The 23,869-nt window shown below is 69.1% G+C and carries 20 protein-coding genes and 1 tRNA gene; 4 read left to right on the forward strand and 17 right to left on the reverse strand.

The window, feature by feature from the left end:
- Nucleotides 1-48 precede the first annotated feature (48 nt).
- The 7 genes from lipA to eno form a co-directional block, all read right to left on the reverse strand.
- A complete protein-coding gene (lipA, locus tag LG391_RS02090; RefSeq protein ID WP_225765615.1) occupies nucleotides 49-1,032 on the reverse strand; it encodes a lipoyl synthase in 984 nt (327 codons plus the stop codon).
- An 85-nt stretch (nucleotides 1,033-1,117) separates the two neighbouring features.
- Nucleotides 1,118-2,515 (reverse strand): dihydrolipoyl dehydrogenase, encoded by a 1,398-nt coding sequence (gene lpdA / locus LG391_RS02095; protein WP_225765617.1) that lies wholly within the window; start codon nucleotides 2,513-2,515, stop codon nucleotides 1,118-1,120.
- Nucleotides 2,516-2,606: 91 nt separating this feature from the next.
- Nucleotides 2,607-3,941 (reverse strand): pyruvate dehydrogenase complex dihydrolipoamide acetyltransferase, encoded by a 1,335-nt coding sequence (locus LG391_RS02100; RefSeq protein WP_225765619.1) that lies wholly within the window; start codon nucleotides 3,939-3,941, stop codon nucleotides 2,607-2,609.
- 27 nt (nucleotides 3,942-3,968) lie between these two features.
- Nucleotides 3,969-5,372, reverse strand: coding sequence for a pyruvate dehydrogenase complex E1 component subunit beta (locus LG391_RS02105; RefSeq protein WP_225765621.1), 1,404 nt, complete (start codon nucleotides 5,370-5,372; stop codon nucleotides 3,969-3,971).
- A gap of 58 nt (nucleotides 5,373-5,430) precedes the next feature.
- A complete protein-coding gene (gene pdhA, locus LG391_RS02110) occupies nucleotides 5,431-6,408 on the reverse strand; it encodes a pyruvate dehydrogenase (acetyl-transferring) E1 component subunit alpha (RefSeq protein WP_255646356.1) in 978 nt (325 codons plus the stop codon).
- A gap of 191 nt (nucleotides 6,409-6,599) precedes the next feature.
- Nucleotides 6,600-6,941 (reverse strand): septum formation initiator family protein, encoded by a 342-nt coding sequence (locus tag LG391_RS02115; protein ID WP_225765625.1) that lies wholly within the window; start codon nucleotides 6,939-6,941, stop codon nucleotides 6,600-6,602.
- Nucleotides 6,942-6,984: 43 nt separating this feature from the next.
- Entirely contained in the window at nucleotides 6,985-8,265 is a 1,281-nt protein-coding gene (gene eno / locus LG391_RS02120) for a phosphopyruvate hydratase (RefSeq protein ID WP_225765627.1), read from the reverse strand.
- Nucleotides 8,266-8,464: 199 nt separating this feature from the next.
- Between eno and LG391_RS02125 the strand changes: the two genes are divergently transcribed.
- Nucleotides 8,465-9,700: a cyclopropane-fatty-acyl-phospholipid synthase family protein gene (locus LG391_RS02125; protein WP_225765629.1), complete on the forward strand. Its 1,236-nt coding sequence runs from the start codon at nucleotides 8,465-8,467 to the stop codon at nucleotides 9,698-9,700.
- 179 nt (nucleotides 9,701-9,879) lie between these two features.
- On the opposite strand, the gene kdsA is transcribed toward LG391_RS02125, so the two are convergent.
- The 3 genes from kdsA to secG all read right to left on the reverse strand — a co-directional run bounded on the left by kdsA (nucleotide 9,880) and on the right by secG (nucleotide 12,780).
- Nucleotides 9,880-10,722 carry a 3-deoxy-8-phosphooctulonate synthase gene (gene kdsA / locus LG391_RS02130; RefSeq protein ID WP_225765641.1) on the reverse strand — a complete coding sequence of 281 codons (843 nt, stop codon included), beginning with the start codon at nucleotides 10,720-10,722 and terminating at the stop codon, nucleotides 9,880-9,882.
- 11 nt (nucleotides 10,723-10,733) lie between these two features.
- Nucleotides 10,734-12,362, reverse strand: a complete 1,629-nt coding sequence (locus LG391_RS02135; RefSeq protein ID WP_225765643.1) for a CTP synthase — start codon at nucleotides 12,360-12,362, stop codon at nucleotides 10,734-10,736.
- Between the two features lie 91 nt (nucleotides 12,363-12,453).
- A complete protein-coding gene (gene secG / locus LG391_RS02140; protein WP_225765645.1) occupies nucleotides 12,454-12,780 on the reverse strand; it encodes a preprotein translocase subunit SecG in 327 nt (108 codons plus the stop codon).
- 211 nt (nucleotides 12,781-12,991) lie between these two features.
- Between secG and LG391_RS02145 the strand changes: the two genes are divergently transcribed.
- Nucleotides 12,992-15,316, forward strand: coding sequence for a xanthine dehydrogenase family protein molybdopterin-binding subunit (locus tag LG391_RS02145; RefSeq protein ID WP_308013024.1), 2,325 nt, complete (start codon nucleotides 12,992-12,994; stop codon nucleotides 15,314-15,316).
- Nucleotides 15,317-15,322: 6 nt separating this feature from the next.
- Here LG391_RS02145 and LG391_RS02150 read toward each other — a convergent pair whose 3' ends face one another.
- From LG391_RS02150 to LG391_RS02180, 7 genes are all read right to left on the reverse strand, one after another.
- The gene (locus LG391_RS02150; protein ID WP_225765647.1) at nucleotides 15,323-16,231 is read right to left on the reverse strand and encodes a LysR family transcriptional regulator; all 909 of its coding nucleotides are present in this window, start codon (nucleotides 16,229-16,231) and stop codon (nucleotides 15,323-15,325) included.
- A 2-nt stretch (nucleotides 16,232-16,233) separates the two neighbouring features.
- Nucleotides 16,234-16,812, reverse strand: a complete 579-nt coding sequence (locus tag LG391_RS02155; RefSeq protein WP_225765649.1) for an NUDIX domain-containing protein — start codon at nucleotides 16,810-16,812, stop codon at nucleotides 16,234-16,236.
- Nucleotides 16,812-17,180, reverse strand: coding sequence for a hypothetical protein (locus LG391_RS02160; protein ID WP_225765668.1), 369 nt, complete (start codon nucleotides 17,178-17,180; stop codon nucleotides 16,812-16,814). The genes LG391_RS02155 and LG391_RS02160 overlap by 1 nt, the downstream gene beginning before the upstream one ends.
- Before the next feature lie 102 nt (nucleotides 17,181-17,282).
- Nucleotides 17,283-19,310, reverse strand: coding sequence for a prolyl oligopeptidase family protein (locus tag LG391_RS02165; RefSeq protein WP_225765670.1), 2,028 nt, complete (start codon nucleotides 19,308-19,310; stop codon nucleotides 17,283-17,285).
- 95 nt (nucleotides 19,311-19,405) lie between these two features.
- The gene (guaB, locus tag LG391_RS02170; RefSeq protein WP_225765673.1) at nucleotides 19,406-20,869 is read right to left on the reverse strand and encodes an IMP dehydrogenase; all 1,464 of its coding nucleotides are present in this window, start codon (nucleotides 20,867-20,869) and stop codon (nucleotides 19,406-19,408) included.
- 66 nt (nucleotides 20,870-20,935) lie between these two features.
- Nucleotides 20,936-21,676 carry an RlmE family RNA methyltransferase gene (locus LG391_RS02175; protein ID WP_225765675.1) on the reverse strand — a complete coding sequence of 247 codons (741 nt, stop codon included), beginning with the start codon at nucleotides 21,674-21,676 and terminating at the stop codon, nucleotides 20,936-20,938.
- A 15-nt stretch (nucleotides 21,677-21,691) separates the two neighbouring features.
- Complete coding sequence (locus tag LG391_RS02180; protein ID WP_374200730.1) at nucleotides 21,692-22,729, reverse strand: Ppx/GppA phosphatase family protein; 1,038 nt, start codon at nucleotides 22,727-22,729, stop codon at nucleotides 21,692-21,694.
- Between the two features lie 182 nt (nucleotides 22,730-22,911).
- Here LG391_RS02180 and LG391_RS02185 point away from each other — a divergent pair.
- Together LG391_RS02185 and LG391_RS02190 are read left to right on the forward strand one after the other, a co-directional pair.
- Nucleotides 22,912-22,985, forward strand: a tRNA-Gln gene (locus LG391_RS02185).
- A 168-nt stretch (nucleotides 22,986-23,153) separates the two neighbouring features.
- Nucleotides 23,154-23,864 carry a hypothetical protein gene (locus tag LG391_RS02190; RefSeq protein WP_225765688.1) on the forward strand — a complete coding sequence of 237 codons (711 nt, stop codon included), beginning with the start codon at nucleotides 23,154-23,156 and terminating at the stop codon, nucleotides 23,862-23,864.
- Nucleotides 23,865-23,869 lie beyond the last annotated feature (5 nt).

The raw sequence follows: 23,869 nt of genomic DNA on the forward strand, positions 1-23,869 counted from the left end.
CTCGATGGTCTAGATTAGACCGTCGGCGGCGTCCCGCCAGTGCGACCTTCAGGCGCCCCGAGCCAGAGCGACCAAGTCGATCGATCCAGACGCTGCCGCCAGCTTGGCCAGGCGGGCGGCCTTCAGCTTCTCGAAATCGGCGCCGGCGTGATAGGAGGACCGGGTCAGCGGCGAGGCCGAGATCATCAGGAAGCCCTTGCCCCGCCCGATCCGCTCATAGCTCTGGAACTCCTCAGGCGTGACGAAGCGGTCCAGCCTGGCGTGCTTCGGCGTCGGCTGCAGGTACTGGCCGATGGTCATGAAGTCGACATCGGCGGCGCGCAGGTCGTCCATCACCTGCCCCACCTCCTCCGCCGTCTCGCCCAGGCCCACCATGATGCCGGACTTGGTGAAGATGGTCGGGTCCAGCTCCTTCACCCGCGACAGCAGCTGCAGCGAGGTGAAATAGCGGGCGCCGGGCCGGATCGAGGGATACAGCCGGGGCGCGGTCTCGAGATTGTGGTTGAAGACGTCCGGGCGCGCTTCGACAACGATCTCAACGGCTCCCGGCTTGTTCTTGAAGTCGGGAGTGAGGATCTCGATGGTCGTGTCCGGGGACGCGGCGCGGACCGCGCGGATGGTCTCGGCGAAATGCCGGGCGCCGCCGTCGTCCAGATCGTCGCGGTCGACCGAGGTGATGACGATGTGGCTCAGCCCGAGGCGGCCGCACGCCTCGGCGACGTGCTGCGGCTCATGCGGATCGAGCTGGTCGGGCCGGCCGGTGGCGATGTTGCAGAAGGCGCAGGCCCGGGTGCAGATCGAGCCCAGGATCATCACCGTGGCATGGCCTTTGGCCCAGCACTCGCCGATATTGGGGCAGGCCGCCTCCTCGCACACCGTGTTCAGCTTGAGGTCCCGCATCAGCCGGCGGGTCTCGTGATACTCGGCCGAGACCGGCGCCTTGACCCGGATCCAGGCCGGCTTGCGCGGCACCGGATTGTCCGGGCGATGGGCCTTCTCGGGGTGGCGGAGATGGGGCTCTACAGCGGACATGGTCCGTCCTTGCGGGTTGCGGCCTGGCTCGGCGGCGCCTCACCCAAAGATGGGCAAACGCCGCCGGAAGCCAAGTTCGCTTTGATCAATAGTGGATTGCGCGGCCGTAGGCGTCCAGGACGCTCTCATGCATCATCTCGCTGAGCGTCGGATGCGGGAAGATGGTGTGCATCAGCTCCGCCTCGGTCAGCTCGCCGGTCTTGGCGACGACGTAGCCCTGGATCAGCTCGGTGACCTCGGCGCCGACCATGTGGGCGCCCAACAGCTCGCCGGTCTTGGCGTCGAACACGGTCTTGACCATGCCCTCGGGCTCGCCCAGCGCGATCGCCTTGCCGTTGCCGATATAGGGGAAGCGGCCGACCTTGACCTCGTATCCCGCCGCCTTGGCCTTCGCCTCGGTCAGCCCGACCGACGCCACCTGCGGCGTGCAGTAGGTGCAGCCCGGGATGTTGGTCACGGTCATCGGGTGCGGGTGCTGGCCGGCGATCTTCTCGACGCAGATCACGCCCTCGTGGCTGGCCTTGTGCGCCAGCCAGGGCGCGCCGGCGACGTCGCCGATGGCGTAGACGCCGGGCTCGTCGGTCTCGAGATACGGGCCGACCACGATATGGCCGCGGTCGACCTTTACCTTGGTGTTCTCGAGGCCGATGTTCTCGACATTGCCGTCGATGCCGATCGCCAGGATCACCCGGTCGGTGGTGATGGTCTCGGTCTTGCCGCCGACCTCGATGGTGGCGGTGACGCTGTCGGCACCCTTCTCCAGCTTCTGGGTCTTGGCGCCGACCAGGATGCGCATGCCCTGCTTCTCGAACTGCTTCTTGGCGAAGGCCGAGATCTCCTCGTCCTCAACCGGCAGCACGCGGTCGAGCATCTCGACCACGGTCACCTCGGCGCCCATGTTGCGGTAGAAGCTAGCGAATTCGATGCCGATGGCACCGGAGCCGATGACCAGCAGCGATTTCGGCATGGTCGGCGGAACCATCGCCTCCTTGTAGCTCCAGATCAGCTTGCCGTCGGCCTCCAGCCCCGGCAGGTTTCGCGCCCGGGCGCCGGTGGCGATGATGATGTGCTTGGCCGCGAGCGTCTCCTTGCCGCCGGCCTTCAGCGTCACCTCGACCTTGCCGCCGCCGAGCAGCTTTCCGGTGCCGTCGAACACCGGCACCTTGTTCTTCTTCAAGAGGTGCTTGACGCCGCCGGACAGCTGCGAAGCCACCTTGCGCGATCGTTCGACCACTTTCTTAAGATCGAATCTGATGTCCTTGGCCGAAAAGCCATATTGGTCGAGATGCTTCAGCAGGTGCGAGATCTCGGAGGAGCGCAGCAGCGCCTTGGTCGGGATGCAGCCCCAGTTCAGGCAGATGCCGCCCAGATGCTCGCGCTCGACCAACCCGGTCTTCAGCCCCAACTGGGCGGCGCGGATCGCGGCGACATAGCCGCCCGGGCCGCCGCCGATCACCAGGACGTCGAAGCTGGTATCAGCCACTGTCGTGTCTCCTTGCTGCCTCCCGCGTCCCGGCGGAGGCTGTCACGGGGTCGCCGGTCGGGGGCCGGTTCGCGCCGGCCCCCGCGACCGGTCAGAGCATCATGCTGAGCGGGGCTTCGACGAGCGCCTTGAAGGCGGCCAGGTACTCGGCCCCGACCGCGCCGTCGACGGCGCGGTGGTCGACCGACAGGGTGCAGCTCATCACCGTGGCGATGGCGAGTGCGCCGTCCTTGACCACCGCCCGCTGGGTGCCGGCGCCGACCGCCAGGATGCAGGACTGCGGCGGGGTGATGATCGCCGCGAAGGCCTTGACCCCGAACATGCCGAGATTGGAGATCGAGAAGGGGCCGCCCTGGTACTCCTCGGGCTTCAGCTTGCCCTCGCGGGCGCGGGCGGCAAGGTCCTTCATCTCGCCGGAGATCGTGCCCAGGCCCTTGCGGTCGGCGTCCTTGATGATCGGGGTGATCAGGCCGCCCTCGGTCGCCACCGCGACCGAGACGTCGACCCGCTCGTACTGGATCATCGCCTCGTCGGTCCAGGAGGCGTTGGCCGCCGGGACCTTGCGCAGCGCCAGGGCCGCCGCCTTGATGATCAGGTCGTTGACCGACAGCTTGACGTCGCCGCGGTCGTTCAGCTCCTTGCGCAGCTTCAGGAGCGCGTCGAGCTCGATGTCGACGGTCAGGTAGAAATGCGGGACGGTCTGCTTCGACTCCAGGAGCCGGCGCGCCACCGTCTTGCGCATGTTGCTGTGCTTCTGCTCGCTGTACGGGATGCCGTAGGCGTCCGCCAGCTGCTTGGCGTTCGGGCCGGCGGCTGCCGGCTTCGCGGCCGGAGTGGCGGCGGGCGCCGCGCTGGGCTTGGCCGCCTCGGGCGCCGCGGCGGCCGGCTTGGCCGCCGGGGCGCCGCCGGCCAGCGCCGCGGCGACATCCGCCCTGACGATGCGGCCATGCGGGCCGCTGCCCTGCAGCGCGGCCAGGTCGATGCCGGCCTGCTGCGCCATGCGGCGGGCCAGCGGGCTGGCGAAGACGCGGCTGTCGTCATGGCCGTTGGCCGCCGGCTTCGCGGCCGGCGTCGGCTGCTCCGCCGGAGCCGGGGCTGCCTCGGCCTTCGGCTCGGCCGGAGCCTCCGCCTTGGCCTCGGGCTTCGCGGCGGGGGCGCCGCCCTTCAGCGCGCCGGCATCCTCGCCCTCCTCCAGGAGGATGGCGATGACCTCGTTGACCGGCACGTTCTCGGTGCCCTCGGCCACCAGGATCTTGCCGATGGTGCCTTCGTCGACCGCCTCGACCTCCATGGTCGCCTTGTCGGTCTCGATCTCGGCGATCACGTCGCCCGATTTGACCTTGTCGCCTTCCTTCTTGTGCCAGGTGGCGAGCGTGCCCTCGGTCATCGTGGGCGACAGCGCGGGCATCAGAATGTTGATCGTCATCGATCCCTCCCCTGTCCGGCGCCGGGCCTAGCGGTAGCAGGCGGCCTTGGCCGCCTCGACGATGTGCGAGGCCTGGGGCAGCGCGAGGTGCTCCAGGTTCGCGGCATAGGGCAGCGGCACGTCGACCGCGCAGACGCGCCCGACCGGGGCGTCGAGATAGTCGAAGGCATGCTCCATCATCAGCGCCGCCAACTCGGCGCCGATGCCGGCGAAGGGCCAGCTTTCCTCGGCCGAGACCAGGCGGTTGGTCTTCTTGACCGAGGCGACGATGGTCTCGACGTCCAGCGGCCGGATGGTGCGGAGGTCGATGACCTCGGCGTCGATGCCCTCGGCGGCCAGGGTCTCGGCCGCCTCCAGCGCCTTGCCGACCATGATCGAATAGGCGGTGATGGTGACGTCCTTGCCCGGGCGCACGATCTTGGCGCGACCGATCGGGACGATGAACTCGGGATCCTCCGGCACGTCGAAGCTCTGGCCGTAGAGGATCTCGTTCTCGAGGAAGATCACCGGGTTCGGGTCCCGGATCGCCGCCTTCAGCAGGCCCTTGGCGTCGGCCGCCGACCACGGCGCCACCACCTTCATGCCCGGGCAATGCGCGTACCAGCTGGCGTAGTCCTGGCTGTGCTGGGCGCCGACGCGGGCGGCGGCACCGTTCGGGCCGCGGAACACGATCGGGCTGCCCATCTGGCCGCCGGACATGTACAGGGTCTTGGCGGCCGAGTTGATGATCTGGTCGATCGCCTGCATGGCGAAGTTGAAGGTCATGAACTCGACGATCGGCCGCAGGCCCGCATAGGCGGCGCCGACGCCGAGGCCGGCGAAGCCGTGCTCGGTGATCGGGGTATCGATCACGCGCTTGGCCCCGAACTCCTCCAACAGGCCCTGGCTGACCTTGTAGGCGCCCTGGTACTCGGCGACCTCCTCGCCCATCAGGAAGACGGTCGGGTCGCGCCGCATCTCCTCGGCCATGGCGTCGCGCAGCGCCTCGCGCACGGTGATGCGCTTGGTCTTGGTGAAGAACTTGTCCTCGTCGGTCGCGGGCGGCGCCTTGGTCGCCGGCGGCGCGGCCGGGGCGGCGGGCGCCCGGGCCTCGACCTTCGGCGCTTCGGGGGCAGCCGGCGCCTCGCGCGGCGTCTCCGCCACCGGGGCGGCCTTGCCGTTGGCGTGGCCGATGTCGCCCGCGCTCTCGCCGTCACCCAGCAGGATGGCGATCGGGGTGTTCACGGCCACGGCCTCGGTGCCTTCCGGCACCAGGATCTTGCCGATGGTGCCTTCGTCGACCGCCTCGACCTCCATGGTCGCCTTGTCGGTCTCGATCTCGGCGATCACGTCGCCCGACTTCACCGCGTCACCCTCGCGCTTCAGCCACTTCGCGAGCGTGCCCTCGGTCATGGTCGGCGACAGCGCCGGCATCAGGATTTCGGTGGGCATTGGGGAATTCTCCGGCAGCCGGCGGCGCCCGTCGCGGCGCCCGCCGGGTCGTGATGGCTCAGGCTTCGATCAGGACGTCGGTGTAGAGCTCCGACGGATCGGGCTCCGGGCTCTGCTGCGCGAATTCCGCCGCATCGTTGACGATGCCCCGGATCTCCTTGTCGATCGCCTTGAAGTCGTCCTCGCTGACGCCGCCGATCGCGTCGATCTTCTTGCGCACCAGATCGATCGGGTCGTGCGTCTCGCGCATCTTCGCCACCTCCTCCTTGCTCCGGTACTTGGCCGGATCGGACATGGAGTGGCCGCGATAGCGGTAGGTCATCATCTCGAGGATGGTCGGGCCGCCGCCCGAACGGGCGCGCTCCAGCGCCTCCTCAGCGGCCGCCTTGACCGCCAGCACGTCCATGCCGTCGACCTGGAAGCCCGGAATGCCGTAGGCCTGGCCGCGCAGATGCAGGTCGGCATTGGCCGAGGCGCGCTGCACCGAGGTGCCCATGCCGTACTTGTTGTTCTCGATCACATAGACGACCGGCAGCTTCCAGAGAGCCGCCATGTTGAAGCTCTCATAGACCTGGCCCTGGTTGGAGGCGCCGTCGCCGAAATAGGTGACCGAGGCGCCGCCGTCCTCCTTGTAGCGATGGGCGAAGCCGAGGCCGGTGCCGAGCGAGACCTGGGCGCCGACGATGCCGTGGCCGCCGAAGAACTTCTTCTCGCGGCTGAACATGTGCATCGAGCCGCCCTTGCCCTTGGAGTAGCCGCCGCGGCGTCCGGTCAGCTCCGCCATCACGCCGCGCGGATCCATGCCGCAGGCCAGCATGTGGCCGTGGTCGCGATAGCCGGTGATCACGTCGTCGGCCGGGATCTGGGCCGCCTGCATGCCGACCACCACGGCCTCCTGGCCGATATAGAGGTGGCAGAAGCCGCCGATCAGCCCCATGCCGTACAGCTGGCCCGCCTTCTCCTCGAAGCGGCGGATCAGCAGCATGTCGCGGTAATAGCGCAGCAGCTCGTCCTTGCCGGCGGCGGCGGGAGCCACGGCTCCCGACGTCTTCTCCTGGGCAGGACGACGTTTCGTGGCGGCCAATGGATCCTCCCTCAGACGGATGGCATCGGATTAGTAGGCGCGCATAGGACTTTCGCCTGGCCCAGTGCTACCCCGCACGGCCGGAATTTGCAAGGCGCAGGTCATGAAATGTCCCGCGCCGGCGCAGGGCTGCCGCGCGGGATCTACTGGGCTGGGGCCTCGGCCGGCGCGGCCTTGGGGTAGAAGATGACGACGTCGTCCGGCCGGGCGACGTTCAGCATCGCCCGGGCCCGCTCGTCCAGCATGTCGAGATCGACCTGCTTCGGGTCGATCAGCGCGGCGCGCTTCTCCATCTCCATGCGTTGCGCCGTCAGCGCGTCCAGCGTGGACCTGGCCTGGGCGACCTCGCCCTGCAGGGCGTCGCGGGCGAAGATGCCGTGGTCGCCCTGGATCGCATGATAGGTGAAGTAGGCGATCAGGCAGGCGCCGACCACCGGCCCGATGACGGGACGCAGTTTCCGCCGGAGATAGCGAAACATGCTCATGGCCCTAGGTCACCATAGGTCGGGGTCGGCGTCAATCGAGGTACTAACGCTGGCGCAGCACCGACCGCCCGGCATAGCTGGCGGCGCGGCCCAGCTGCTCCTCGATCCGGATCAGCTGGTTGTACTTGGCCAGCCGGTCGGAACGGCTGAGCGAGCCGGTCTTGATCTGCCCGCAATTGGTGGCGACGGCAAGGTCGGCGATGGTCGCGTCCTCGGTCTCGCCCGAACGGTGCGACATCACCGCGGTGTACCCCGCCTTGTGCGCCATCTCCACCGCCTGCAGCGTCTCGGTCAGGGTGCCGATCTGGTTGACCTTGACCAGGATCGAGTTGCCGATGCCGCGGGCGATGCCCTGGGACAGGCGCTCCGGATTGGTGACGAACAGGTCGTCGCCGACCAGCTGGACGCGCTGGCCGAGGGTGCTGGTGATCGCGGCCCAGCCCTCCCAGTCGTCTTCGGCCATGCCGTCCTCGATCGACACGATCGGGTAGCGCTTCACCAACTCTTCATAGTAGGCGACGAGGCCGGCGCTATCGAGGGTCTTGCCCTCCCCTTCCAGATGGTAGCGGCCGTCCTTGTAGAACTCGGTCGAGGCGGCATCGAGCCCCAGCACCACGTCGTCGCCCGGCTTGTAGCCCGCGGCCTCGATCGCCTGCATGATGAAGCTCAGCGCCTCGTCGGCCGAGGCCAGGTTCGGGGCGAAGCCGCCCTCGTCGCCGACATTGGTGCCGTGGCCGGCGTCCTTCAGCTTCTTGCGCAGGGCGTGGAACACCTCCGACCCGGTGCGCACCGCCTCGGCCAGGGTCGGCGCGCCGACCGGCAGGATCATGAATTCCTGGATGTCGATCGGGTTGTCGGCATGGGCGCCGCCATTGATGATGTTCATCAGCGGCACCGGCAGCGTGCTGGCATAGGCGCCGCCGACATAGCGGTACAGCGGCAGGCCGGCATCCTCGGCCGCGGCGCGGGCCACGGCCAGGCTGACGCCGAGGATGGCGTTGGCGCCGAGCCGGCCCTTGTTCGGGGTGCCGTCGAGCTCGATCATGGTGCGGTCGAGCGCGATCTGGTCCTCGGCGTCGAGCCCCGTCAGCGCGTCGAACAGCTCGCCGTTCACGGCATCGACCGCCTTGGTCACGCCCTTGCCGCCATAGACCGACTTGTCGCCGTCGCGCAGTTCGACCGCCTCATGGGCGCCGGTCGAGGCGCCGGACGGCACCGCGGCGCGGCCGAAGGCGCCGGATTCGAGGGTGACATCGACCTCGACGGTCGGGTTGCCCCGGCTGTCGAGGATCTGGCGGGCATGGATGTCGACGATCGCGGTCATAGCTGCCTCTCGCTTGGCGCAGGAGTGGTAAGGCGGGAATCGGCGCGGCCAGACTGTGCCGCGGACCGGAAAATGCAAGGATTTTCGCCTCTGCGCCTTTGGCAGGTCTCGCATCCGGCGATTGTGGCGCCCCCGTGTTGAAACTGCGTCAATTTGGGGAGTAGCCTCGCGACAAAAGTGCGCAACTCAAGGTATCGAAATGCGGCTTCTCTCCCACATGCTGTCGCGCTTCGTGCAGGCGGGACGCCTGCGTGTGACGGACGCCGGCGGTGTGGTCCATGACTTCGCGGGCCAGCAGCCCGGGCCCTTCGTCTCGGTCCGGCTGCACGATCCGGCCCTGCCGCGGAAGCTGTTCGCGGCCCCGGCGCTGGTGGTCGGCGAAGCGTATATGGACGGCACGCTGACGCTGGAGGACGGCACCACGCTGCGCGACCTGTTCGCGCTGTACGGCCATAACTTCCAGGCGCTGGACGGCTATCCGCTGCAGGCGTTCCTGAACTCGCTCGGCCGCCGGCTGCGCCGGCTGCAGCAATACAACCCGATCGGCAAGGCGCAGGAGCACGTCGCCCATCACTACGACCTGTCGCGCGAGCTGTTCGAGCTCTTCCTCGACGAGGACATGCAGTATTCCTGCGCCTATTTCGGCGACGGAGTGCGCACGATCGAGGACGCGCAGATCGCCAAGAAGCGGCACATCGCCGCCAAGCTGCTGCTCGACGACGCCAAGACCGTGCTCGACATCGGCTGCGGCTGGGGCGGCATGGCGATGACGCTGGCCGACCTGGCGCCTGTCGAGGTGACGGGCGTGACCCTGTCGGTCGAGCAGCAGAAGCTGGCGCAGGAGCGCGCCGCCAAGCGGGGCCTGGGCAACCGGGTGAGGTTCGAACTGCTCGACTACCGCAAGCTCGACCGGCGCTTCGACCGGATCGTCTCGGTCGGCATGTTCGAGCATGTCGGCGCCAGCTATTATGACGAGTTCTTCGCCAAGGTGCGCAACCTCCTGGCCGAGGACGGCGTCATGCTGCTGCACTCGATCGGGCGGATGACGCCGCCGGGCAACACCGGCGCCTGGCTGCGGAAATACATCTTCCCGGGCGGCTACGTGCCGGCGCTGTCGGAGGTGCTGGCCGCGGTCGAGCGCCAGGGCCTGTGGGTCACCGACATCGAGATCCTGCGGGTGCACTACGCCGACACGCTGGCGGCCTGGAACGAGCGGTTCCAGGCGCAGCGGGAGCGCATCGCCAAGCTCTACGACGAGCGCTTCTGCCGGATGTGGGAGTTCTACCTGCTGGGCTGCGAGAACGAGTTCCGGCTGGGCACCTGCATGGTGTTCCAGATGCAGCTGGCCCGGAAGCGCGACGCCGCCCCCCTCACCCGCGACTACATCACCGACACCGAACGCCGCTACGCCACGATGGCCGCGGCGGCGGAGTAGCGAGGACAGCCCGGATTCGTCACTGCGAACCTGGGCCGAGTGATTCCTCTTTTATTGTCATTGCCGGGCTTGACCCGGCAATCCAGGGGCACCGAGAGCGGCTCTTGAAAGCCCCTGGATCCTCGGGTCAAGCCCGAGGATGACAATAGAGAGGTCAGTCGAAGACGCAGCCTCCGGGCTCAGATCCGGACCGGGTCGGCCTTGGCGATGCGGTCGAGCGCGACCAGGGTGGTCAGCAGCGCCTCGAGCTTGTTCAGCGGCACCATGTTGGGACCGTCGCTCGGGGCGTGGTCCGGGTCCTGGTGGGTCTCGATGAAGACGGCGGCGACGCCGATCGAGACCGCGGCCCGGGCCAGCACCGGCACGAATTCGCGCTGGCCGCCCGAACTGGTGCCCTGCCCCCCCGGCTGCTGCACCGAATGGGTGGCGTCGAACACCACCGGATAGCCGGTCTGCGCCAGGATCGGCAGCGAGCGCATGTCGCTGACCAGCGTGTTGTAGCCGAAGCTGACGCCGCGCTCGGTCAGCAGCACCTTGTCGTTGCCGGTCGAGGCGATCTTGGCGGCGACGTTCTTCATGTCCCAGGGCGCGAGGAACTGGCCCTTCTTGACGTTGATCGCCCGGCCGGTGGCGCCCGCGGCCAGCAGCAGGTCGGTCTGGCGGCAGAGGAAGGCCGGGATCTGCAGGATGTCGACCGCCTCGGCCACCGGGGCGCACTGCGCCGCGTCGTGGATGTCGGTCAGCACCGGGCAGCCGAATTTCTCGCGGATCTCGGCCATGATCGGCAGGCTCTTCTCCATGCCCAGGCCGCGCGCGGCCGAGGCGGAGGTGCGGTTGGCCTTGTCGAAGGAGGTCTTGTAGACCAAGCCGAGGCCCAGCCTGCCGGTGATCTCGACCAGCGCCTGGCTCATCTCCAGCGCGTGCTCGCGGCTTTCCAGCTGGCACGGGCCGGCGATGATGGTCAGCGGGCGGTCATTGGCGAAGGTCAGGTTGCCGACGGTGACGGCACGGGCAGCGGTCATGGTCCTGGTCCTCAGACGAGCCGGCTCTGCTCGATCGCGGCGCGGATGAAGTCGGTGAACAGCGGATGCGGGTCGAATGGCTTCGACTTCAGCTCCGGATGGAACTGCACGCCGATGAACCACGGGTGGTCCGGCAGCTCCACGATCTCCGGCAGCACGCCGTCGGGCGACAGGCCGGAGAAGAACAGCCCGGCCTGCTCCAGCCGCTCGCGGTAGTTGATGTTGACCTCGTAGCGGTGGCGGTGCCGCTCGCTGATCTCGGTCGCGCCGTAGATCCCGGCCACCCGGCTGCCGGGCACCAGCGCCGCCGGATAGGCGCCGAGGCGCATGGTGCCGCCGAGGTCGCTGTCCGAGCGGCGGACCTCCAGCTCGTTGCCGCGCACCCATTCGGTCATCAGGCCGACCACCGGTTCGTTGGTCGGGCCGAATTCGGTCGAGTTCGCGGCCGGCAGCCCGGCCATGTGGCGCGCCGCCTCGATCACCGCCATCTGCATGCCGAAGCAGATGCCGAAATACGGCACCTTGCGCTCGCGCGCGAACTGGGCGGCGCGGATCTTGCCCTCGGCCCCGCGCTCGCCGAAGCCGCCCGGCACCAGGATGCCGTGGACATGCTCGAGATGGGAGACCGCATCCTCCGATTCGAAGATCTGCGAATCCATCCAGTCGAGCTTGACCCTGATGTTGTTGGCGATGCCGCCATGGGTCAGCGCCTCGGCCAGGCTCTTGTAGCTGTCGATCAGCGAGGTGTACTTGCCGACCACGCCGATCGTGACCTCGCCTTCCGGCTGGCGCACCCGCTGGACGATGCCTGTCCAGCGCGACAGGTCCGGCGTCTTCTGCTGCTCGATGCCGAAATAGGCCAGGACCTGATCGTCGAAGCCTTCCTCGTGGTAGGAGATCGGCACGTTGTAGATGGTGTCGACGTCGAGGGCGGCGATCACCCGCTCCGGCCGGATGTTGCAGAACAGAGCGATCTTGCGCCGCTCGTTCGGCGGGATCGGCCGGTCCGCGCGGCACAGCAGCATCGCCGGCTGGATCCCGACCGACAGCAGTTCCTTCACCGAATGCTGGGTCGGTTTGGTCTTCAGCTCGCCCGCTGCCGGAATGTAGGGCAGGAGCGTGACGTGCAGGAACAGCGCGTTCTCGAGCCCGACCTCGTTGCCGAACTGGCGGATCGCCTCGAGGAACGGCAGGCTCTCGATGTCGCCGACGGTGCCGCCGACCTCGCAGACGATGAAGTCCTCGTCGGTGACGTCGGAGCGGATGAACTCCTTGATTGCGTCGGTGATGTGCGGAATCACCTGCACCGTGGCGCCGAGATAGTCGCCGCGGCGCTCGCGCGCGATCACGTTGGAGTAGATCCGGCCGGTGGTGACGTTGTCGCTCTTGCGGGCCGAGACGCCGGTGAAGCGTTCGTAATGGCCCAGGTCCAGGTCGGTCTCCGCCCCGTCATCGGTGACGAAGACCTCGCCGTGCTGGGTCGGGCTCATCGTGCCCGGGTCGACGTTGAGATAGGGGTCCAGCTTCCGGAGCCGGACCTTGAAGCCCCGCGCCTGAAGGAGTGCCCCGAGTGCTGCTGCGCCCAGTCCCTTGCCAAGCGAGGAGACCACGCCGCCGGTAATGAAGATGTACCGCGTCATGGAATTCTACCCTACCCCAGATTCGTTCACCCAAAAACAGCGGGGCGGCCCCAAACCGGGGCCCCCCCGACATGACAGTCATGCCGAACGGTTATTCCGTCGTGGGAACACTCGGCCCCGCCGGCGCGGTGTTGGCCGGCGCAGTCTGCGCCGGCGCCGCCGGCACCTCGTTGACGATGGCGGAGCCGCCGCGGTGGGCGCCGGCCATGATCGCCAGGACGATGCTGGTCACCATGAAGGCGCCCGCCAGGCCGGCGGTGACCCGGGTCAGCAGGTTGGCCTGGCCGCGGATCGAAACCAGCCCGCCGCCGCCACCGCCGCCGATGCCCAGGCCGCCGCCCTCGCTGCGCTGGATCAGGATCACCCCGATCAGGGCCACGGCGATCAGTACGTGGATGACGAGCAAGACCTGCTGCACTGGACACCTGTCGACAAACGAAAACGGCCGGCTGCGCCCGGCAGCCGGCGATGGCGCTTATGTAGCGAAGACCAGCCCCCAATACCAGCCCCTCGCTGCGCCCGTGCACGATCCCGCCCTGCTTTCGGCGCTGCTATTGTCCGACATGGCATTGACGCCCGCGGCCCCACGGCCGATCCTAAACCGATTCAGACCCCGGGAGGAGCACATCGTGGCGACGAAGTTCGGCATCGGCCAGCCCATGCGCCGCAGCGAAGATCCCCGCCTGCTGAAGGGCGGCGGCCGTTACACCGACGATGTCTCGGCCCCCGGCCAGGCGCAGGCCTGGTTCCTGCGCTCGCCCTTCGCCCATGCCGAGATCCGCGGCATCGACACCACGGCCGCCGCGGCGATGCCGGGCGTGATCGGCATCGTCACCATCGCCGATCTCGACGCCGACGGGATCGCCGACCTGAAATGCTACGCCCCGGTGAAGAACAGCGACGGCTCCGACCAGGTGCTGCCGCCGCGGCCGATCCTGGCGCGCGGCCGGGTGCGCCATGTCGGCGAGGCGGTGGCGCTGGTGGTGGCCGAGACCATCGAGCAGGCCAAGGACGCCGCCGAGGCGATCGAGGTCGACTATGATTCGCTGCCGGCCGTCACCGATCCTGTCGGCACGCTCGAGGGCCCGGCGATCTGGGACGCGGCGCCGACCAACCTGTGCTTCGACTGGGAGTTCGGCGAGAAGGACAAGGTGGAGTCGCTGTTCGCCCAGGCCGATCGGGTGATCAAGGTCGATCTGGTGAACAACCGCGTCGTCGCCTCGCCGATGGAGCCGCGCTGCTGCAACGCCGACTGGGACGCGACCGAGGGCCGGTTCGTGCTCTACGTCTCCTGCCAGGGCGTGCACATGCTGCGCGACATGCTGGCGAACGACATCTTCAAGCTGCCGCCGGAGAAGTTCCTGGTCCGCAGCACCGATGTCGGCGGCGGCTTCGGCATGAAGCTGTTCATGTATCCGGAGTACCCGGCGACGCTGTACGCCGCGCGCAAGTTCGGCCGGCCGGTGAAATGGACGTCGGAGCGGACCGAGGCCTTCATCAGCGACGATCACGGCCGCGACAACGTCACCACGGTCGAGCTGGCGGTCGACAAGGACGCCCGCTTCCTGGCGCTGCGCGTCGACCTGATCGCCAATATGGGCGCGTATCTGTCGAACTTCGCGCCCTTCATCCCGACCATGGCGGGCGGCGCGCAGATGCTGAACGGCCTGTACATGCTGCAGGGCGTCTATGAGCGGGTGCGCGGCGTGTTCACCAACACCCAGCCGGTCGACGCCTATCGCGGCGCCGGGCGGCCGGAGGCGGCCTTCAACGTCGAGCGCATCGTCGACCACGCCTCCCGCGTGCTCGGCATCGACCCGGTCGAGCTGCGGCGGCGCAACTACATCCCGCCCTCGGCGATGCCCTACGCCACGGTCACCGGCGTGACCTATGACAGCGGCGAGTTCACCCGCAACCTCGAGGAGGCGGCGCAGATCGCCGATGTCGCTGGCTTCGAGGCGCGGCGGCGCGACTCGGCCTCGAAGGGCAAGTATCGCGGGCTCGGCATCGCGACCTATGTCGAGGCCTGCGCCGGCGGCGAGGACGAGGCTGCCGATGTCAGGGTCGCCCGCGACGGCAAGGTCACGGTCTATGTCGGCACCCAGACCAACGGCCAGGGCCACGAGACCGCCTACAAGCAGATCATCGCCGAACATCTCGGCGTCGAGCCCGACCAGGTCACCATCGTCCAGGGCGACACCGACCTGGTCCGCACCGGCAACGGCACCGGCGGCTCGCGCTCCGTGCCGGTCGGCGGCTCCGCGATCCAGGACGGATCGCTGAAGGTCCAGGAAAAGGCCAAGCTGCGGGCGGCGGACCTGCTGGAGACGGCGGCGGTCGACATCGCCTTCGCCGACGGCCGCTTCACCGTGGTCGGCACCGACCGGGCCCTGACCCTGTCCGAGATCGCCGCCCAGACCGAGTCGGACAGCGAGATCGTGTTCGAGGAGCGCGGCAGCTTCACCCCGCCCTCGGCCACTTTCCCGAACGGCGCCCATATCGTCGAGCTGGAGATCGACGGCGACACGGGCGAGCTCGAGATCCTGCGCTACACCGTGGTCGATGATTTCGGCCGGGTGATGAACCCGCTGATGGTGGCCGGCCAGGTGCATGGCGGCATCGCCCAGGGCCTCGGCCAGGCGCTGCTGGAGCACGCCGTGTTCGACCCCGAGAGCGGCCAGCTGCTGTCCGGCTCCTTCATGGACTATGCCATGCCGCGGGCGGTCGACCTGCCCTATGTCACCTTCAAGTACAACGAGATCCCCTGCACCACGAACCCGCTGGGCATCAAGGGCGCCGGCGAGGCCGGGGCGATCGGCGCGCCGCCGGCGATCATCAACGCCATCGTCGACGCGCTGTCGCCGCTCGGGGTCGAGCATGTCGACATGCCGGCGACGCCGCAGAAGCTGTGGCAGATCATCCACAGCCGCCAGCAGCGCCAGGCGGCGGAATAGGCCCGTTCAGCCGCGCCGCGTGCCTTCGAGCGCGCGGCGCCGGCGGCGGAACAGGGCGGCCAGGGCCTCGGCCACGGCGCGGACGGCGGCGTCGCGGCGCAGGTCGCCATGCAGCATCAGGTAGATGTCCTCCGCCAGCTCCGGCACCGGGGCGCCGAGGCGCAGCAGTCGGTCGTCGGCATCGCCGAGGAAGCAGGGCAGCAGCGCCACGCCGAGCCCGTCGGCCGCCGCCCGGTGGCGCAGATAGACCTCGCCCAGCCGGCAGCGCAGCGTGCCCCGGGTGGCCACGGCGTCGAACCAGGCGGATTGCGACGGCGTCCGCTCCGGCTCCGGCAGGCCGATGAAGTCCAGTCCGGCAAGGCCGGAGTCACCCGTCAGGCCGCGCGGTTCGAGATAGGCGCGGGCGGCGTAGAGGGCGAAGCCGATGCGGCCGATGCGGCGGGCCGCCAAATCGCCCTCCTCCGGCACCCGGCGCATGCGCAGCGCGATGTCGGCCTCGCGCCAGGCGAGATTGGCCCGGGCGCGCGAATTGCCGATCGCGATCGCCTGTCCGCTCTCGGCCAGGAGTTCCTGCAGATGGTCGGTCAGGAACAGCGAGACCGAGCTGGTGGCGGATACCCGCACCGGCTCGGACTCGGCCGCGGTGCCTTGGCGGAACTCCTGGAGCAGGGCGTCCGCCCCCTCCTCCATGCCGCTAGCGGCCTGCAGCAGCGCCCGGCCGCGCGCGGTCAGCTCCAGCCGGTTGGGCAGCCGGTCGAACAGCCGGGCGCCGGCCAGATCCTCCAGCGACCGCAGGTGCCGGCCGATGGTCGGCTGGCTCAGCCCGAGGCGCCTGGCAGCCTCGGTCAGGCTGCCGGTCCGGGCGACGGCGAGGAAGATGCGGATGTCGTCCCAGTTCGGCTCGCCGGTGGTCACGCTCAGCCTAAGAGTCGATGGAGCTGGGCGTATTGCAGCAGGAGAATGGTCTTGCCGTCCATGATCTCGCCGCGCCCGACCATGGCCAGCGCCTCGGCCAGGGTCGGCTCCAGGATCTCGATGTCCTCGCCCTCCGCCGCCACCCCGCCGCCGTTCGCGGCCCGATCCGCCGGGCTGTATTCGGCGACGAAGAAGACCAGCCGCTCGGTCACCGATCCGGGGCTCATGAAGGCCTCGAACGCCCGGCGCGGCGCCGCCACGCGGTAGCCTGTCTCCTCCTCCGCCTCCTCACGGATGGCGGTCTCCGGCTCGCGGTCGTCGAGCAGCCCGGCGCAGGCTTCGATCAGCGGCTCCGGATGGCCGTTGACATAGGCCGGGAAGCGAAACTGCCGGGTCAGCAGCACCCGGCCGCGCGCCGGGTCGTACAGCAGGATCGCCGCGCCGTTGCCGCGGTCATAGGTCTCGCGGCTCAGGGTCTGCCAGCTGCCATCCCGGCGCTGATAGTCGAAAGTGGTCTTCTTCAGCACATACCAGTCGTCCGACAGTGTCTCGACCGATCGGATCCGGATCCGGTCCTGCATCACGCGCATCCCGGGACCTCGGCCAGGCTGCGATAGACCGGCCGCCCAACCTGCCGGAAGATCGCCACCATCGCCTCGGCGCCGACCGAGGGACCGCCGATCCGCAGGCAGGCGTCGCAGCGCCGCGCCACACGCTCGCCGATCGGGTGGAAGATCTCGTCGAACACCGGGTCGCCGAGGCCGGTCGATCCGGCCGCCTCGACCAGCGGCAGGGCGAGAGCCTCGCCGGTGATGGGCAGGTGGCCGGTCCGGAACAGGCGCAGAGCGGCCTCGTTCATGGCCCGCATATTGGCCGCGATCAGCTTGGGATCGTCGCCGGTGCCCGAACGGTACGGGCCGGCGACCAGGATCATCAGAGGGGACGCCAAGATGCCTCCATCCATCATCGTCGATGAGGAAGGCATCCTGACCGCCGCTCGAAGGGCTGGGAGCACCCCAGCCCTGAACGGCGGGCATTCAGAATTGGAGGGCTAGCTCAGCCTCTCCCACAGGAAGGCGTGGATCAGCGCCTGGTTGAAGGCGGTCTGGGCGTTGTTCGCGGCGGCGCCGTGGCCGCCCTCGATGTTCTCGTAGTAGAGGACGTCCCGGCCCATCGCGATCATCTTCGCCGCCATCTTGCGGGCGTGGCCCGGATGCACCCGGTCGTCCCGGGTCGAGGTCAGGAACAGCACCGGCGGATAAGCTGCCTCCTGGCGCAGGTTCTGGTAGGGCGAGAAGGTCTTGAGGAATGCCCAGTCCTCCGGCTTGTCCGGGTCGCCGTATTCCGCGACCCAGGAAGCGCCGGCCAGCAGCCTGGTGTAGCGCTTCATGTCCAGGAGCGGCACGGCGCAGACGATGGCGCCGAACAGCTCCGGATAGGTCGTCAGCATGTTGCCGACCAGCAGGCCGCCATTGCTGCCGCCCTCAATGCCGAGATGCGGCACCGAGGTGATGCCGCGGGCGACCAGGTCGCGCGCCACGGCGGCGAAATCCTCATAGGCGCGCGGCCGGTTCTCGCGCAGCGCCGCCTGGTGCCAGCGCGGCCCGTATTCGCCGCCGCCGCGGATGTTGGCGACGGCATAGACCCCGCCGCGGTCGAGCCACAGCCGCCCCTCGCCCGGGATGTAATGCGGCAACAGCGGCACCTCGAAGCCGCCATAGCCGGTCAGCAGGGTCGGGGCGCTGCCGTCGCGGGCCAAGTCCTTTCGCGCCACCACGAAATAGGGCACCCGCGTGCCGTCGGCCGAGGCGACGAAATGCTGCTCCACCGCATAGGGCGAGGCGTCGAAGAAGGCCGGCGCCTGCTTCAGCGATTCGAAGCCGGTCTCGCCGGCCGTGCCGCGATACAGCGTGTCCGGCTCGAGGAAGCCCGAAGCCAGCACCAGGATCTCGTCGTCCTGGTGCGGGGCGGTGCTGACATAGGCGATGGTGGCAGCCTCGGGCAGCCCCTCCAGGTTGCGGTGCCGCCAACCGCCCTCGCCCGGCGTCAGCACCTCGACCCGGCTCTTCACGTCGTCGAGGATCTGCAGGACCAGGTGGTTGCGGGTGCCGGACCAGCTCGACAGCGCCGTGGTCTCGCTCGGCTCGAACAGGATCGCGAGCTCGCGTTTGCCGGCGAGCCAGTCATCGAAGCGGGCGGCCAGCAAAGCGCCGCCGGGATAGGTCCGGCCGCCGACCGTCCAGTCCGTCCGCGGCGACACCAGCAGCCAGGGGCCATGGGTGCCGGCCTCGGCGTCGCGCGGCACGTCGATCAGGGTCAGGGTGCCGTCGTCGCCCAGCAGGAACAGCTCGCTGGTGTAGAAGTCGATGCGCCGGGCGACGAGATCGCGCTCGAAGCCGGGGAAGCGGTCGTGGAAGGCGTCGACCGCGAGATCGTCCTCCTGCCCCTCATAAACCGTCGTGGCCGCCTCCAGCGGCTGGCCGCGCAGCCACAGCTTGGAGATCCGCGGATAGCCGGAGCGGGTCAGCGACCCCGGCCCGAAATCGGTGCCGACATAGATCGAATCGGCATCCTTCCAGCCGAAGCGGCTCTTCGCCTCGGGCAGATGGAAGCCGTCGGGAACGAAGGCGCGGCTTTCCAGGTCGAATTCGCGGACGACATGGGCGTCGGCGCCGCCGCGCGACAGGGCGACCAGGCAGCGCCTGAAGTCCGGCTCCAGCACGTCGGCGCCGTGCCAGACCCAGTTCTCGCCCTCGGCCTCGGCCAGCGCATCGAGGTCCAGCAGCACTTCCCACACCGGCTCGGCCGCGCGGAACGACGCCAATGTCGTGCGCCGCCACAGGCCGCGCGGATGGGCCGCGTCGCGCCAGAAATTGTAGTAGCGGTCGCCGCGGCGCACGACGTGCGGCAGCTTCTCCTCGGAGTCGAGGATCTCCAGCATCTGCCGGCGCATCCGCTCGAACTCCGCCGTCTCGGCGAAGCGGCCGGTGCTCTCGGCATTGCGCGCCCGGACCCAGTCGAGCGCCGCCGCGCCGTCGATGTCCTCGAGCCACAGATAGGGATCGTCGGAAGCGTCCATGGTGCCCGTGCCGGTTGAATCCGTGGCCGGCCAGAATAGGGACGGCCGCCGGAACGGGCCAGCGTCACGGGCAGGACTGCGACGGAAAGGTCTCTCTACAGCCCCGGCCGGTAGTTCGGGGCCTCGTGGGTCACGGTGATGTCATGCACATGGCTCTCGCGCAGGCCGGCATTGGTGATGCGCACGAACTCCGCCCGCTGGTGCAGGTCGGCGATGGTGCGGCTGCCGGTGTAGCCCATCGCCGCCTTCAGCCCGCCCACCAGCTGATGGATGACGTTGGCGATCGGGCCCTTGTACGGCACCCGGCCCTCGACGCCCTCCGGCACCAGCTTCAGCGTGTCCGACACCTCCTGCTGGAAGTAGCGGTCGGCCGAGCCGCGCGCCATGGCGCCGAGCGAGCCCATGCCGCGATAGCTCTTGTAGGAGCGGCCCTGGTACAGGATCACCTCGCCCGGCGCCTCGTCGGTGCCGGCGAACAGCGAGCCCAGCATCACCACGTCGGCGCCGGCGGCGATCGCCTTGGCCAGGTCGCCGGAATACTTGATGCCGCCGTCGGAGATCACCGGGATGCCGGCCTTGCGGCAGGCCTCGACCACATCCATCACCGCGGTCAGCTGCGGCACGCCGACGCCGGCGACCATGCGGGTGGTGCAGATCGAGCCCGGGCCGATGCCGACCTTGACCGCGTCCGCCCCGGCGTCGATCAGCGCCTTGGCGGCGTCGGCGGTGGCGACGTTGCCGGCCACCAGCTGGGTCGAGTTGGTCAGGCGGCGCGCCCGCTCCACGCTCTTCAGCACGCCCTCGGAATGGCCGTGCGCGGTGTCCAGCACCAGCACGTCGACCCCGGCGTCGAACAGCGCCTCGGCGCGGGAGATGCCCTTGTCGCCGGTGCCGGTGGCGGCCGCGACGCGCAGCCGGCCCTGCTCGTCCTTGCAGGCGTTCGGGTGCAGCTGGGCCTTGACGATGTCCTTGACCGTGATCAGCCCGATGCAGCGGTAGTCCTGGTCGACCACCAGCAGCTTCTCGATCCGGTTCTGGTGCAACAGGCGCTTGGCCTCGTCCTTGCCCACGCCCTCGCGCACCGTGACCAGCTTGTCCTTGGTCATCAGCTCGCGCACCGGCTGCGTCGGGTTGGTGGCGAAGCGGACGTCGCGGTTGGTCAGGATGCCGACCAGCTTGCCGCTGTCCTCCACCACCGGGATGCCGGAGATGCCGTGCCGGTCCATCAGCGCCAGCGCCTCGGCCAGCGAGGCGTTCGGGCCGATGGTGATCGGGTTCACCACCATGCCGCTTTCGAAGCGCTTCACCTTCCGCACTTCCTCGGCCTGGCGCTCGATGTCGAGGTTGCGGTGGATCACGCCGATGCCGCCGGCCTGGGCCATGGCGATCGCCAGCGGCGCCTCGGTCACCGTGTCCATGGCGGCGGAGAGCAGCGGGATGCCGAGCTCGATGCGCTTGGTCAGGCGGGTCCGCGTGTCCGCCTCGGCCGGCAGGATCGACGAGGCCTGCGGGACCAGCAGGACGTCATCGAAGGTCAGAGCATCGCGGAAGGAGGACATGTCGGGGCTCCCAGAGCTTGGAAGCGCCGCAATATAACCCCCCTCGGGCCGTTGTGAAGCGCAGATCTAGGGGGCCTGCGTTGCGTCCCGCGGATCTCGGCCTTTGAAGTCCGTGGCCACGACATAGACTTCGGAACTGTCCTGGCGGCTGGCGGGCGGCTTGACGTGGCGGACCTTGGCGAAGTTGCGCTTCAGGACGTCGAGCAGGTCCTTCTCCGCCCCGCCCTGGAACAGCTTGGCGACGAAGGCGCCGCCCGGCACCAGCACGTCGAGGGCGAAATCCGCAGCGGTCTCGGCCAGCGCCATGATTCGCAGGTGGTCGGTCGCCTGGTGGCCGACGGTCGGCGCCGCCATGTCGCTGAGCACGATGTCGGCCGGGCCGGCCAGCGCCTCCTTCAGCCGGGCCGGCGCCGCGGGGTCGAGGAAATCCATCTCCAGGATGGTCGCGCCCGGCACCGGATCCATGCCGAGATAGTCGATGCCCACCACCTTGCCGCCCGGCCCGACCCGCTCCAGCGCCACCTGGACCCAGCCGCCAGGAGCACAGCCGAGATCGACCACGCGCATGCCGCGGCGCAGCAGCTGCAGCTTGTCGTCGAGCTGCACCAGCTTGAACGCGGCGCGCGAGCGATAGCCCAGGCGCTTGGCCTCGGCGACATAGGGATCGTTGAGCTGGCGCTCGAGCCAGCGGGTCGAGGACGGCGTCCGCTGCTTGGCGGTCTTGACCCGCACGGTCAGGCCGCGGCTGCCGCGGCCGCTCGGCCCCCCCGCCCTCGCGGTGCCGCCAGGCTTCTTCGGTGTCTTCATCGGTCCCGGATGTCGTCAGGCGCGGCGCTTCTGCGCCTCGGCCAGCAGGTCGAACAGGATGCCCTCGCGCACGCCGCGGTCGCCGACCCGCAGCCTGCCGACCGGCCAGGTGTCGCAGATCGCCTCGAGGATGGCGCAGCCGGCCAGCACCAGGTCGGCCCGGTCGCGCCCGATGCAGGGATAGGACGACCGCGCCGCATAGTCGAGGCCGAGCAGCATGCGGCTGGCGCGCCGCGCCTCCTCGAAGGTCAGGGTGCAGCCGTCGACCTCGGAGCGGATGTAGCGCGGCAGGCCGAGATGCACCCCGGCCAGCGTGGTGACGGTGCCGGAGGAGCCGATCATCTGCACCCGGCCCTGGGCGATCAGCCCGCGCAGGTTGTTGCGCGCCTCGAATTCGGCCAGAGCGGCGGCGGTGGCGGCGGTCATCGACGCATAGGTCTCGGCCGAGACCTCGTGGCCGCCATGCTGCTCGGCCAGGGAGACGACGCCGAGCGGGATGCTGAGCGCGTCGAGCGTCACAGCATGACCGTCGGAATCGAACTCCAGCCAGGTCAGCTCGGTCGAGCCGCCGCCGATGTCGAAGATGATCGCGTGCGGGATCGCGGGGTCGAGCAGCGGGGCGCAGCCGGCCGCGGCCAGGCGTGCCTCCTCGGCCGCCGGGATCATCTCCAGCTGCAGACCGGTCTCGCGCCGCACCCGGTCGCGAAAGGCCGGGAAGTTGCCGGCCTGGCGGCAGGCCTCGGTCGCCACCGCGCGCGACAGGATCACGTTCTGGCGCCGGATCTTGGCGGCGCAGATGCGCAGCGCCGACAGCGTGCGTTGCATCGCCTCGGGCTGCAGCCGTCCGGTCGCGCCGACGCCTTCGCCCAGCCGGACGATCCGGCTGAAGGCGTCGACCACCTGGAAGCCGCCGGTCGCGGCACGCGCGATCAGCAGCCGGCAGTTGTTGGTGCCGAGATCCACGGCGGCGTAAAGAGGTTCGGGCCTCGCTGCCCGACGTCGATCGCCGGCCGCGGTGGCCTCGGCGATTGCGATCGACTCCACCACTGACATTCCTTCCATGGCCGTCCGTCCCGTTTCGAACGGCGCCTCCGTCCCTTCACCGAACTGTAGCGCAGGCACGGCCAAAGTGGAAATGGCCGCAGGGTCGCATCCGCTTTCGGCATGGCTGCCGTTCCGCAACGCGGGCCTTTACACGGGCGGATCGCTGGGGTAGACACCCTCCCGCCGGCCGCTGGGGGATCGTCTAGTGGTAGGACAGCGGACTCTGACTCCGCCAGCCTAGGTTCGAATCCTAGTCCCCCAGCCAAACTTCCGGCATCAGCCGTTTCCAGGCCCCGCTTCGGCGGGGCTTTCTGCTTTTTGACCCTGCCGTTCCGCGATCCGCCGCGCCACAGCCGCAGATTGCAGATCGACACGGTGGTCACAATTTCGTAACAAAACGGCGAGGGGCATCGGTTCTTGGAGTTCCGCTTCATTGGTTGCGTTCAGCCCGTCCCGTTTGCGGGCGGCCGATGACCTGCCTCTCGGCATTGCCGTCGTCCTGCCGCTCGTCCTGTTCCTGGTCTTCAGCCTCGCCCTCTATCTCCGTCCCGATCTCCGCCTGACCGTCCTCGAGGGCGAGCTCGGCGTTCTGGAAAACACCCAGGCGGCCGTCCTGCTGGTCGCCCTGATCGCCGCCCTGGTCCTGGTCGCCCGCGCCCGCGCCGCGCACGAGCGTGGCCTGGTCGTCTGGGCCGCCCTGCTGGCGCTGGGGTCGGCCTACATGCTCGGCGAAGAGATCAGTTGGGGTCAGCACTATGTCGGCTGGGCGGCCGAAGGCTGGTTCGCCCGGGTCAACGACCAGCAGGAGACCAACCTGCACAACACCTCCGCCTGGTTCGACCAGAAGCCGCGCGCGCTGCTGGAGGCTGCGATCTATGTCGGCGGCCTCCTCTACCCGCTGGCGACGGCGGCGACCGGCCAGCTGCGCGTCGCCCGGCCGTGGTGGCTGATGCCGACCTTCGCTGGCTTCACCGCCGCGCTGCTGGTGCTGGTGACGATCCTGCCGGAATGGCTGCACCTGTTCGGCTTCGGCCAGGGCCCCAAGCCCTATCGCGCCGCCGAGCAGCAGGAGCTGTTCATCTATCTGTTCGTCTTCCTCTACACCCTGTCCCTGCTGCGCCGGCTCGGGTCGCGCCCGGCATGACGGCC

The organism is Inquilinus sp. Marseille-Q2685 (assembly GCF_916619195.1).
Classification (GTDB): Bacteria; Pseudomonadota; Alphaproteobacteria; order DSM-16000; family Inquilinaceae; genus Inquilinus.